The sequence below is a fragment of the Rhodococcus sp. YL-1 genome (assembly GCF_001942025.1).
Classification (GTDB): domain Bacteria; phylum Actinomycetota; class Actinomycetes; order Mycobacteriales; family Mycobacteriaceae; genus Rhodococcus_F; species Rhodococcus_F qingshengii.
Genome location: NZ_CP017299.1, coordinates 520,146 through 532,576 on the forward strand (window position 1 = coordinate 520,146; position 12,431 = coordinate 532,576).

Below are 12,431 nucleotides of genomic sequence, written 5' to 3' on the forward strand. Positions count from 1 at the left end.
GGATGCGACCGCGCCGAGAACTCGAGAACGTTCGATCAAGGAGAACTACGATGACGCGATTGAAAGTGAACGGCAAGCGGGCCCGCCGGACCGGTGTGGTGGTGGCGTCCGTGGCGGTCCTCGGTATGGCAGTGGCGCCGGGAATCGCCTGGGCTTCCAACCCGATTTCCGACGGGTCACCGGTGGCGGTGCGGTCGATCGCGACCGCTCCAGCCGAGTTGGGTGTGGCTCCCGAAGTAGCGTGTGGTGTCGCGGCGCCGATTTCCGACGAGGAGCTGCAGAAGCTCATCGACGAGGGGAAGGTCGTGCGCGCGGAGGAGGCCGGTACGGCCGCAGTCACTATCGAAGTGCCGAGCGAAGCTGCGACATTCGTTGCGCGTGAAGGGGTGCCGGCGTTGCCGACCGTCGAGTGGGCTCCGACGACCGAAGGTGTTCCGGCAGAGGTGCTCGACATGGCCGGTGTCGCTCCGCTGGAGGAAGGCGTTGCCCTGTCATGCACGGTTGCCGCGGGCTGACGAGCGAAAAAAGCTCCGCATGAACCGCTTTGACCTGGAACGGTACGGCCGTACTCAACTGGGTCTGGAGGTTGGTCAAGCCTGTCGGTAGCACTTGCTACGTTCGGGGCGGTCTCGGCGAGCATGCCGGGGCCGTCGCCGACGGCGTCATGTGTGTGGTGTCTTGCAGAGGGTGCGGTACGGCCTGATGCGGGGCGCGTTTCGAAAGGTGTTGTGTTTCATGGTCATGGGCCCCACCCACGCGATGTCCGGTGCTGCTGTGGGGTTGGTGGTTGCGGAGTTGTTGCCTCTCGACTGGGGAGGGCCCACATCCACTGCGGAAACTTTGACCTTTGCCGGAGTGTGTGCCGGAGCCGCCTTGCTTCCCGACCTCGATACCGGTCAGTCGACGGTTTCGCGATCATTCGGTCCGCTCAGCAAGGCTCTGGCCAAAGGCATCGACGCAATTTCGGTGACCTTCTACCGCATCACCAAAGGCAAGAAGGACGGCAAGCGTCGTGGTGGGCATCGGACGCTCACGCACACCGCGCTGTTCGCCGCCGGGTTGGGTGCCGGGGTCTCGGCGCTGGTTGTTCAGTTCGAGAAGCCAGCCATCATCATCACCCTGTTCTTCTGCCTCGGGTTGGCCATCCGTGGATTGGCGGGTGAATTGGCCAAGGAGAAGGGTTGGCTCGCGGTCTCCGCCGTTGCGTTGGTGCTCTCTGCCCTCACCTGGCAGTGGTATCCGAGTGAGGCTGGATCCACGGGGCTAGGTGTTGCGGTGGCCTTGGGCTGCGCCACGCACTGTCTCGGCGATGCGATCACCAAGGAAGGGGTGCCGTTTCTCGCGCCCCTGATTCCGCTCGGCGGCAAACGATGGTGGGAACAACGGCTGCCGTCATTCCTGTCCATCCGTGCAGGTGGGAACCTCGAGAAGATCCTGATCGGGCCGGCGTTGACGGTTCTGACTGCCTGGTTGATCATCAGTGCGTTCGACGGTGCCCCGGAAGCGATCTACGCGGTCTTCGCTCCGATGGTGCAGTGAGCTTCGGAAAACTTTTATTACGGAACCACTGGCATCGTAATCATATTTGTTCTACGTTCGTCCCTGACATGAACCGAGTCGGCTGACGGAGTGAGCAGTGGTGCATCAAGCAGAGCGCATGGCAGAGCACAGCTCGAGCGAAGACGGTGTGAGCCGGCGCGGATTTCTCGCAGCGAGTGCCGGCGCAGCTGCTCTCGCGGGCATTTCCTGGGCACCGGCAGGAGCAGTTCCCTGGGGCTCGGCATCGACCATCGCGCCACCGCCCGGATATCCGTCGGACATTCCGTTGTCACAGTCGGCGTACGCGAACTGGTCGCGAGAAATCATGCTCGACAGCGTGTGGACGGCCACGGCACGTCACAGCGACGACGTCGTCACCCTCGCCAACTGGGCGTTCGACAACGGGTACACAGTGCGTGCGAAGGGAACGATGCACGGGTGGAGCCCGTTGACGGTGGTGCCCGGCGCGCCTTCGGATCGAGTTCTGCTGGTCGATACGATGGCCAACTTGAATTCGGTTGTGGTGCAGCACGGCACGCCCGCAACGGTCACGGCGGGCGCCGGCGCCAGTATCGAAGCGATTCTGACAGCGCTCGAGCGAGAAGGGCTCGGCTGGGCCAACTCTCCGGCGATCGGTGAGCTGTCCATCGCCGGCGCGCTGGCGATCGGTGCTCACGGGGCAACCTATCCGGCGGTGGGGGAGACGATCACCCCTGGTCAATCGTATGGTTCGCTGAGCAACCTGATCACCGAGATCACGGTGGTGGCGTGGGACGAAGGCATCAATCGGTACGCACTGAAGACATTTCACCGATCGGACGTCGAGAGCACCGCCTTCCTGACCCATCTGGGTCGAACCTTCGTCACCTCCGTGACGCTGCAAGCCGGGGAGAATTATCGGCTGCGGTGCCAGAGTTTCACCGACATTCCGTGGCAAGAACTCTTTGCTGCTCCCGGGTCGCCAGGGCGTACCTACGAGAGTTTCGTCGAGAAATCCGGACGGGTGGAAGCAATCTGGTTCCCGTTCACGCAAACACCGTGGCTCAAGGTCTGGACACCGACCCCGGTCAAACCGCCGGAGTCCCGAGAGGTGAGCGGGCCGTACAACTACTTCTTCTCCGACGCGATTCCCGAAGAAGTCACCACCCCGTTGGGGATGGTGGCACAGGGTCTCCAAGGTGCGACACCGCTGTTCGGCGCCTCTCAGTTCGGCGCTGTAGCAGCAGGATTGGTGCTGACCGACACCGACGATCTCTGGGGCTGGTCGAAAGACGTTCTGTTCTACCTCCGGCATACGACCTTGCGCGTCGTAGCCGGGGGCGGAGCCGTGATCACCAAGCGGTCCAACATCGGCCGAGTGGTCCACGAGATGACGAGTTGGCTGAACGAACGAATGACGCACTACGCGTCGTTGGGGCAGTATCCCGTCAACATGCCGTTCGAAGTGCGTCTCTGCGGTGTCGACGATGACGGCGAGGTGTTGGTCGACAGCGCCGGAGTGCCGGACCTGTCAGCGGTGCGGCCGCGGGCGGATCGTCAGGACTGGGACACAGCGATCTGGATGAACGTGGTCTCGATTCCCGGCACCGCGGGATTGCCTGCGTTCCTTCGCGAAATGGAACGGTGGATGGTCGCGAACTACTCCGGCGATTACGCGACCTTCCGTCCGGAGTGGTCCAAGGGGTGGGCATTCACCGATCAGGCGGCGTACCAGGACGACGAATTCCTCACCAGCACAGTGCCTGCCACCTTTCGTGCCGGTGGCGACGGGAATTGGGACTTCGCTCTCGCCACTCTCGACGAACACGACCCGCACCGCGTATTCAGCAATACGTTCCTCGACCGCGTATTGCCACCCAGCTGAATCTCCTACTGCGGAAGCGGTTTGCGCCAACATACGTCGGTGACACGGATACGCTGATTGTTGTCACCGTTCCAATCGACGCTCAGCCCCTGAGTTCGGAGTGCGTCGGCTACCTGGCGCCCGACGGTCTGATCGGTGTGCGCGATCATGTGTGCCTTGGCGGTTTCGTCGCCGCCGAAGGCAGCGGCGACCAGCGCGGGATCGAGATCGTGGGCCGGACGGAACGCACTGTAGGACAAGTAGAGATCGGACGGCTCGTCGCCGAGACGCTCCGCATCTTGCATGTGGAAGAACGTGTACGCCCACTGAGCAAAGGGATACCCGTTCTCGTCGGGTTCGGACGGCGTGCGTTCGTCGTCGATTTCGGTAGTGCCGCACTGCATGCAGCAGGTGAAGTTCATCCGGGCCACGATGCCGTTGCGTTCGAGTTCGGCGAAGGCTGCGGAGAGGCGCTCGAAGTCTCCGGGAGCCGTCCACTGGGTCTGCTCCTCGACTCTTCGGTCCCAGACCTCACGCACTACTGCGTCGATCTGTCTGCCGAGTTCGTCGTTCTCGAAGCCGCCCTCGACACAGTCTCGGGCGGCTTCGCAGATTTCGTCGAACGTAGCGAAACCTGGGACTACCAGTTCGCGTGCTTGCTCACGTACGGCGACGATGTCGGCCTCACTGAGCACCGGTGCTGACCGTGACTGTGCTGACCGTGACTGTGCTGACCGTGACCAGGGCAATCGCATACCGGCACCGTACTGCACCGATCCGACCGTCAGGCGACGTCGGCTGCTGCTTTCGTTTCCTCCTCGTTTGACGGGGCCGGCTTGTTCGGGATGAGCGCCGTGGCGATCAGGCCCACCACGACAAATCCGGCCGCAAGGTATCCGCCGAGTGTGATGCCGTGAGTCATCGCAGATTGGGCAGCGTCGGCGACGAAGGCAGTGTTCGGTGAACCGGCCAGCGAGTCGATGGCGGCGCCTGCGCTGTCGGTGACTGCCCGCGTCAACTGATCAGCCTGAGCTTGGTCGACACCGGATCCGGTGAGGTCGTTGTTCAGCGTCGAATTGAGAGTGCTGAAGAAGACCGTGGTGAGGACAGCGATGCCCAGTGCGGATCCGAGTTGGCGGAACGCGCTCTGAATGCCGGAGCCTTGACCGGCGCTCTGCTCGGGAATCTCCTCGAGCACCACGTTGGTCACCTGGGCAGTCGCAAAACCGACGCCGATTCCGTAGAAGAACAGCACTGCGGCGATAGTCCACCAGGGGCTGTCTGTCGCAGCGATGAATCCGAGGCCGGCGAGACCGAGCGCTTCGAGAGCCAGGCCGATACGGACCAAGCCCAACGGCGAGACCTTCGATGCCAGCCCGAAGCTCGCACCACTGGCGACAAAGCTGCCGATGGCAATGGGAACCAGCGCGAGCCCTGCCTGGAGGGCGCTGTATCCGAGCGTGAACTGGAGCCAGAGAGGAAGCACCGCAACGATTCCGAACTCGCCGAGTCCGATGATCAGCGTCGCGATGTTGCCGTTGCGGAACGACGAGATGGAGAACAACCGTACGTCCATCAGTGCCCGCGACGGATCGGCGCTGCGGGTGAGCATGGTTTGACGGTAGGCGAACGCACCGAGCGACAGAACGGCGAGAACCAGCGCCACCAGAACCGGCGACGGTCCGCTGGACCATGAAAGACCGAACAGATCGAAGGGTTCCTTCGTCGTCAGCCACCCGTACGTTCGTCCCTCGACGAGGCCGAAGGCCAGCAGGCCGAGCCCGGCGATGGACAGTGCTGCTCCGGTGGCGTCGATGCGCCCAGCGGTGCGGGGTGAGGGCGCGATGAACAGCACTGCGCCGATCAGAATGAGCGCAGCAAGCGGAATGTTGATCCCGAATGCCCAACGCCATGAGGCATGTTCGGCAAGCCAGCCGCCGAGCAATGGGCCGAGGGCGGATGCAGCGCCGATGGTGGAGCCCCAGACCGCGAAGGCCTGGCCGCGCGCCTTTCCGGTGAACATCGCGTTCAGAAGCGACAGTGACGTGGGCAGGATCATGGCCGCGCCGGCGCCCTGCAGGAAGCGCGCCAGGATGAGCAGACCGCCGTTCGGCGCCAGTCCGGCCAGCAGGCTCGTTGCGCCGAACACGACGACACCGGCGATGAAGATACGACGGGCGCCGACCAGGTCGGCAACTCTGCCGACCAGAAGCAGGAGTGCCGCGAACACGATTGCGTAGGACTCTTGGATCCATTGAGCCTGAACGGAATTGATCCCGAGATCTTCGATGATCGAGGGAACTATGACGTTGACGATCGTGGTGTCGACGACGATCAGTGCCACACCGAGTGCAATGGCGATCAGGCCCAACCACTTGCGGGTGGTGGGTGAGATGTTCACGAATAAACCTCCATTGTGAAGTAACTTTATTATGAAGGTATATTTGAGGCGGTAAGTTGTCAACGTGCGCGCTGGGTTCGACCGGCCGCCGTCTGGCACAGGAAAGGTGGGATCACCGAGGTGGAGGCACCGCGCGACATCTCCGTGGAGCGGGAGCGGCTGATGGACGAATTCCGCGCGTACGGTGGCACGTTCACCGAATTCAGCCATCGATTCGCGTCGTGGCTCGGCCTGCATTCCACCGACGCGACTGCCTTGATGGAAATCACCGCTGCCGAGGAGAAGGGGACGCCGCTCTCACCCGCCCGCCTCGGAGAGCGGATCTCGCTGACGTCGGGTGCAACCACCGCGTTGCTCAACCGCCTGGAGAAGGCGGGACATATCGTCCGGACCCGAGAGAATGCCGACCGGCGAGTGGTCACGCTGCACAGCAGTGCGCATGTGCAGGACCTGGCGGACGAGTTCTTCGGGCCCCTTGCCGTGCGACTCGACGCCATGATGGCGAAGTACCCGCCCGAACTGCTCAGTCGATTCGAGGAATTTCTCGTCGACCTTCACTCGACGATGAACGAACACCTCGAGCAGGACAACCGCTGAACAAAGAACGCCGCTCGACTCCGGAGAGTCGGGCGGCGTTCTTTGTGCCGGTGACGGCTACTTGCCGAGCTTGGCCTGCAGGTCGTCGAGAACCAGGCCGGCACCTGTCGGGCCGAGGCCCAGGAACCAGGTCTCGTCGCTCACCTCGGTGGCGCGTCCTTCCTTGACTGCGTCCATGCTGGCCCACAGCGGTCCGGCAACAACCGTGGTCTGGCCCGTGTCGGCGGGATTTCCGTAGCTGGAGTAGAAGATTCGGTCACCCTCCGCCTCGGTGATCGTTTCGGGGCTGACCTCGACGGCCAGTTCGTCGATGTCCTGGATCGTCGGGCGGGGCAGACCGACGTCCTTCAAGATGACGCCGATGAACGACAAATTGCCGTACAGGCGCAGCTTCCCGGACATGAAACGAACCAGTGAAACGGTCGGGGAGCCGTCGATCGACTCACGTACCTTGTCGGCGTGCTCTTGGTAGTCGTTGAGAACCTGCTCAGCCTTGGTCTCCTCGCCGAGTGCGTCACCGGCAAGGAGGAAGTTCTCCTTCCACGGAAAGCCGGGGCGGATGCTGAAGACCGTCGGAGCGATTGCCGCGAGTTGCGGGTAAAGCTTGTCCTGGCGCAGCTTGCTGCCGAGGATCAGATCGGGCTGCAGTGCGGTGATCGCCTCGAGGTTGAGGTTGTTGGTCGTGCCGACGTCGGGGACACCGACCAACTTGTCCGCCAGGTACGACGGCTGACCGGCGGCGCTTTCCGGGCTGGCGATGCCGACCGGGGTGATCCCGAGCGAGAGAACCTCGTCGAGTTCACCGCTGTCGAGGACGACGACGCGGGTCGGCTTGGCCTCGAGGGTGGTCTCGCCCAGGGCATGGGTGATGGTGCGAGGGAACTCGCCTGGCGCGGCATCGCTGCCGAGCTTCGCGGTTTCCGTGTCGGCGGTGCTGAACAGCTTGCCGCCGGTCGCGACATCGGTGTTGCCGTTTGCGTTGCCGCCGGCGTCGGAAGAGCCGCAGGCCGTAGCGGCAAAAACAGTCGCCAGGGCAACCATGGCGACCCGAACCGACGTGCGGCTCCGGAGAGTGGTGCGTGAGTGCATTAGGCTACCCTACCTTTCGGCTATCGGGCTTGGTCAGGGAGGTATCCGCACCGTTGATGCCAGGTGAGCGGCGCGTCAGGTCTCGCTCAGCGGGACCGCTACGCAATTCGGACTACAGGGTGCGACCAACGTGTTAGCTTCGCGAAAGACCTGTACTGGTAAGCGAAGACGCGTGTAGTGAGGATTTCGATGACCCTGAACATTGCCGATCTGTTCGAGGCCGTTGCCGATGCGATCCCCGATCGAGTTCCCTTGATTCTGGAAGACGTGCGATTGAGCTACGCCGAACTCGAACTGCGATCGAACCGACTCGCTCATCACCTGCAGTCGGTGGGCGTCGAGCCTGGGCAGCACGTCGGTATTCACATGCGTAACTGCGTCGAGTACGTCGAAGCGCTCCTGGCTTGCTTGAAGATCAGAGCGGTACCGATCAACGTCAACTTCCGCTATACCGATGCAGAACTCCTGTACATCTACACCAACTCTCAAATGATGGCACTGCTGGTCGAAGAGGAATTCGCGCCGACGGCATTGGCCGTGGTTCCGCAGTGTCCGGAGATCACCCACGTGCTGATCGTCGGCGAAGACTACGAGAACGCCCTTGCCGCGCAGACTGATACCCGCGACTTCGGCCCTCGCAGCAACGACGACCATTTCATCATCTACACCGGCGGCACAACCGGAATGCCCAAGGGTGTGGTGTGGCGGCACGAGGACTTCTTCTTCGCCGCGCTGTCCGGAGCGAACCTCAGCGGGCCGCCGCGTCGGAGTCTCGAAGAGGTTGTGCATGCAGCTGTAGCGAACACCAATCCAACTGTGCTGCTACTCATCCCGCCGCTCATGCATGGAGCCGCAATCTATTCACTGCTCACGGCATTCCTCATGGGAGCGCCCCGAGTACTGACCCGCAGCTTCGATCCGATGGAAGTGCTGCGACTGGTCGAGGCCGAGAAGATCACCGGAATCACCGTCGTCGGCGACGCGATTGCTCGGCCGATCGCCGACGCCATCACCGCAAGCGAACGGCGCTACGACCTTTCGACTCTCCAACTGATCGGGTCTGGTGGCGCGTTGTTCTCCCCGAACCTGAAGGCAGAACTGACAACCCGACTACCGGGGTTGGTGATCAAGGATGCATTCGGTGCTTCGGAATCCGGCAACGACGGCGTCGTCGAATTCGGTGAGGACGGTTCCAAGCGAATTCGATCCAACCCCAACATGATTCTTGTCGACGACGAATTCCGTCGCATCGAACCAGGCTCGGACACAGTCGGTTTCATCGCCCGGGCCGGCCATGTTCCCGTTGCCTACTTCGGCGACCCGGCCAAGACTGCTGCAACTTTTCCCGTCGTCGACGGGGTTCGTCTGGCGGTGCTCGGGGACATGGGCACGATGGAAGCCGACGGAACCATCGTGCTGCTCGGGCGCGGTTCGATGTGCATCAACTCCGGCGGCGAGAAGGTCTACCCCGAAGAAGTGGAGCAGGCACTCAAAACTCACCCGGCAGTTTTCGACGCCTTGGTAGCGGGCGCGCCCGACGCACGATTCGGCGAGAAGGTCGCCGCGGTGGTGCAGGTTCGACCGGGATTCGAAGATGTTGCGACGGAATCATTGTCGGAGCATTGCCGCACCCACGTCGCCGGGTACAAGATCCCCCGCTCGATCGTGCTCGTACCAACCATCCTCCGCTCGCCCAGCGGTAAGGCCGACTACCGTTGGGCTCGCGAAACCGTAGCGGGAGTGTGAGCAGGTAGTGGTTCCGAAACCTGTATTGGTACTAGTGGGGAGTATGCGTGACTGGGAATGATGCAGGTTCTGGGCATGTTTTTGTCGTCCGAGGACGTCTCGAATCAGTGGACTGGGATGCGGCTGTCGTATCGACGAGCGGCAGCTTCGTGCCGCGTGAGCATTGGTGGCCGGTGCTCGGCCTAACGAGTCCAGTGGAAAGTGCACCGGCAGGGGGCAACCGGGTGCGCTCTTTCCCGAAGGAGGGGCGGCCGGCGTGGCTGTTGAACGTCGCTTCTCGGATATCAGTGTCCTGGCTGGTGGACGGCGTGTACGAGGTCCTCGACGCGATTGCATCTGCCTATATTCAGCCTGGAGGCCGTCGAGTCAAACCACTCATCGCTTTGCCGACCTTCGGAGTCGGTCTAGGTGGGCAGGGGATGGTTCGTGGCCACGTCATCAAGGCGTTGATCGAGGCTGCGGTGGAATGTGCCGACAAATACGACTTCGACATCGCATTCGTAGTTGCCAATGCTGCCGATTACGCCGCGTATCAATCGATTCGGCGGGGACATTTATCGAGCGCTGGTATCCCTCCACAGGTCCAGCAATTGGCAGATAGGCTGCAAGCTGGTGAAGCCTCCTTGTTGTTGGGTGCGGGAGTCAGCATCCCCGCCGGATTGCCGTCGTGGGACAGTCTGCTCGAGGCAATACGGCAGAAGGAACTTCCGGGTGTGAGCAGCGCGGAATTCGCTGAGCTCAATGTCCTCGACCGTGCACAACTTCTGTCGAAGGAGTTGCAAACGGAGGACGACGGATCGAACGAACTCGGCGAACGTGTTGTTCAGCTGACTGGCTCCGATATCAAACCAACGCTGTCGCATTGTCTTCTGGCGTCTCTGCGAGTCACGAAAGTTGTTACGACCAACTATGATTCGTTGTACGAACGCGCATTTGAATCAGCGCACGGCGAAAACTCGGTCGCTGTATTGCCGAGAGAAGAAGCTCGCGCGGGGGTTCCATGGGTACTGAAACTGCACGGAGATGTGGCTGACTCGGCCAGCATCGTCTTGAGTCGCCGGGATTTCGTCAGATACGACGCAGAACGACGTCCGTTGGGCTCGATCGTTCAGTCTCTCATGGCAACCGGACATCTCATCGTTGTCGGAGCATCTATGACAGATGACAATGTGCTTCGTCTTGCGCATGAAGTATTGGCGCTCGATGCACGGAACAAGCGCCCACGAATTTTGGGTACCGTCATCACGCTGCAGCGAGACGAGATTCGAACTGCTCTGTGGAAGAACGACTTCGATTACGTTGCTGTTTCAGATTCTTTCGATCAGCGTGTGGCTGCACGCGACCTGGAGATCTTCCTGGACAAGCTCGCGACCTTGACCAGTGTCGACGCTCCATATTTGTTGGATACAAGATACAAGGGGTTGCTCGAAGGGGGAGAAATCGATTTGGCAGAAAATTTGCGGGCGGCCGCCGACGCCATCAGATCTTTGCCGCACGAGCACCGAGAGCGATGGAGCAGCCTGGAAGCAGTTTTCGACGAACTAGGTGCTACTCCGTGGTCGCCATCTACAGAGGGAGATCAGAGGGTTTCCCGATCGCGGTCTCAACGACGTTGAATTCGGCTGTCACAGCTCCGCTGGATTCGGCTGTCACAGCTGCGCTGGATTCGGCTGTCACAGCCAGGGCTCGATCGGCTTCTTCACCCACATGATCTTCTCGTCCGGATGCTCACGCCGAGCTTCGGGACGGTCTGGGTTGGCTGCTGCCCACACGGCTTTCTCGTCGAGCAGTCCGGCCGCGATCGTCCAGGTCTCCCGCGTGCTCGGCGGATTGGCGCCCGCGGCCCGCGCAAGCTTGCGCAGCCGATCGTCGGGCATGTCGAGCAACTCTGCACTACTGATATCGCGACCCCAGGCGAACTTGGCAAGACCGACAGCTTTCTCACGTCGGCTACGGCTCGCCATGTCGTTGTGCGCGAAGTCTGGTTCGGATGCCACGGCTTCACCTTATCGTCAACGAAATCGAGGCCCTCCCGCGTAAGCGGAAGGGCCTCGATTTCTGTTCTTCACTGTCGGGGTGGCGGGATTTGAACCCACGACCTCTTCGTCCCGAACGAAGCGCGCTACCAAGCTGCGCCACACCCCGTGTCGAACCTCGGTTAGCTTACATTACCGAGTCGACTGACATTAAATCCGCAGGTCAGTTGCGTAGAACCGACGCTGGAGACTCTGCGGAACTGTGTGCGGAGACATGCTCCGGTTCGCGCCTGGTCGCCGGAACCAAAGTCAGCAGAGTTGCCTCGGGGCGGCAGCAGAAGCGTGCCGGAGCCCACGGCGAAGTGCCGATGCCTGCTGAGACGTGCAGCTGGGTGTGTGCGCCCCACTTCGACGGTCCCTTGACCCGGGATCGGTCGATCTGGCAGTTGGTGACCAGCGCGCCGTAGAACGGAAGGCACAGCTGACCACCGTGCGTGTGGCCGGCGAGCACCAGGTCGTAGCCGTCGTCGGCGAACCGGTCGAGAACTCGAGGTTCGGGCGAGTGCGTCAGGCCGAGCTTGACCTGGGCGACGGGATTGGGTGTTCCGGCGACGGTGTCGTAGCGATCGCGCTTCAGGTGCGGATCGTCGACGCCGGCGGCAGCAATGCGAATACCGGCCACTTCGAGTTCGCGGCGCACGTGGGTCATGTCGAGCCATCCACGTTCGGTGAAAGCGGCCCGCAGATCGCCCCAGGGGAGGGGATCGCCGGTGATGCGCTTGTCCTTGTTGAAGATGTAGCTCAGTGGATTCTTCGGTTTCGGAGCGAAGTAGTCGTTGCTGCCGAAGACGAACAGACCCGGCCGAGCCAACAGATCGCCGAGCGCCTGGACCACTGCCGGGACGCTGCGCTGATGCGACAAGTTGTCTCCGGTGTTGACCACGAGGTCGGGGTCGAGGCCTTCGAGCTCACGCAACCAATTCTGTTTCAACCGTTGGTTCGGCATCATGTGCAGGTCGCTGAGATGAAGGACCCGCAGCGACGACGAACCGGGCGCCAGGACTGGCATCGTCACCTCACGCAGTGCAAATGCATTGCGTTCGATGCCGGATGCGTACCCGATCCCTAGTGCAGCGGCGCCCGCGGCACCAAGTGCGGTGCGGGTCAGATTGGTGCGGAACTGGGAAGACACCTCTCAAGGATACGGGTGTGGCGTTCTTCTGCGTCGCTCTCGCTGCCT

Annotated in this window: 11 protein-coding genes and 1 tRNA gene; 6 read left to right on the top strand and 6 right to left on the bottom strand. The window is 62.0% G+C overall.

Going from position 1 to position 12,431, the window contains the following annotated elements; all coding sequences use genetic code 11:
* The first annotated feature begins 50 nt into the window (after positions 1-50).
* The 3 genes from BH682_RS02465 (at position 51) to BH682_RS02475 (ending at position 3,403) form a co-directional block, all read left to right on the top strand.
* On the top strand, positions 51-515 hold the full coding sequence (locus tag BH682_RS02465; RefSeq protein WP_003943487.1) for a hypothetical protein: 465 nt from the start codon (positions 51-53) through the stop codon (positions 513-515).
* Positions 516-735: 220 nt separating this feature from the next.
* Positions 736-1,539: a metal-dependent hydrolase gene (locus tag BH682_RS02470; protein WP_075831951.1), complete on the top strand. Its 804-nt coding sequence runs from the start codon at positions 736-738 to the stop codon at positions 1,537-1,539.
* Positions 1,540-1,657: 118 nt separating this feature from the next.
* On the top strand, positions 1,658-3,403 hold the full coding sequence (locus BH682_RS02475; RefSeq protein WP_058038264.1) for a cholesterol oxidase substrate-binding domain-containing protein: 1,746 nt from the start codon (positions 1,658-1,660) through the stop codon (positions 3,401-3,403).
* 5 nt (positions 3,404-3,408) lie between these two features.
* On the opposite strand, the gene BH682_RS02480 is transcribed toward BH682_RS02475, so the two are convergent.
* A complete protein-coding gene (locus BH682_RS02480) occupies positions 3,409-4,077 on the bottom strand; it encodes a DUF6891 domain-containing protein (RefSeq protein ID WP_063315195.1) in 669 nt (222 codons plus the stop codon).
* A gap of 89 nt (positions 4,078-4,166) precedes the next feature.
* Positions 4,167-5,783 carry a DHA2 family efflux MFS transporter permease subunit gene (locus BH682_RS02485; protein ID WP_042446649.1) on the bottom strand — a complete coding sequence of 539 codons (1,617 nt, stop codon included), beginning with the start codon at positions 5,781-5,783 and terminating at the stop codon, positions 4,167-4,169.
* A 120-nt stretch (positions 5,784-5,903) separates the two neighbouring features.
* Here BH682_RS02485 and BH682_RS02490 point away from each other — a divergent pair, with 120 nt between their 5' ends.
* Positions 5,904-6,380 (top strand): MarR family winged helix-turn-helix transcriptional regulator, encoded by a 477-nt coding sequence (locus BH682_RS02490; RefSeq protein ID WP_003943458.1) that lies wholly within the window; start codon positions 5,904-5,906, stop codon positions 6,378-6,380.
* A gap of 57 nt (positions 6,381-6,437) precedes the next feature.
* On the opposite strand, the gene BH682_RS02495 is transcribed toward BH682_RS02490, so the two are convergent.
* A complete protein-coding gene (locus BH682_RS02495) occupies positions 6,438-7,469 on the bottom strand; it encodes an ABC transporter substrate-binding protein (RefSeq protein WP_075831953.1) in 1,032 nt (343 codons plus the stop codon).
* 189 nt (positions 7,470-7,658) lie between these two features.
* Between BH682_RS02495 and BH682_RS02500 the strand changes: the two genes are divergently transcribed.
* Positions 7,659-9,215, top strand: coding sequence for an acyl-CoA synthetase (locus tag BH682_RS02500; RefSeq protein ID WP_075831955.1), 1,557 nt, complete (start codon positions 7,659-7,661; stop codon positions 9,213-9,215).
* 224 nt (positions 9,216-9,439) lie between these two features.
* Complete coding sequence (locus BH682_RS02505; RefSeq protein ID WP_143542548.1) at positions 9,440-10,831, top strand: SIR2 family protein; 1,392 nt, start codon at positions 9,440-9,442, stop codon at positions 10,829-10,831.
* Between the two features lie 57 nt (positions 10,832-10,888).
* On the opposite strand, the gene BH682_RS02510 is transcribed toward BH682_RS02505, so the two are convergent.
* The 3 genes from BH682_RS02510 to BH682_RS02520 form a co-directional block, all read right to left on the bottom strand.
* Positions 10,889-11,212 (bottom strand): hypothetical protein, encoded by a 324-nt coding sequence (locus BH682_RS02510; protein ID WP_075831959.1) that lies wholly within the window; start codon positions 11,210-11,212, stop codon positions 10,889-10,891.
* Between the two features lie 74 nt (positions 11,213-11,286).
* Positions 11,287-11,360 (bottom strand) — tRNA-Pro (locus tag BH682_RS02515).
* A gap of 54 nt (positions 11,361-11,414) precedes the next feature.
* Positions 11,415-12,383 carry a metallophosphoesterase gene (locus BH682_RS02520; RefSeq protein WP_075831961.1) on the bottom strand — a complete coding sequence of 323 codons (969 nt, stop codon included), beginning with the start codon at positions 12,381-12,383 and terminating at the stop codon, positions 11,415-11,417.
* Positions 12,384-12,431: the final 48 nt, after the last annotated feature.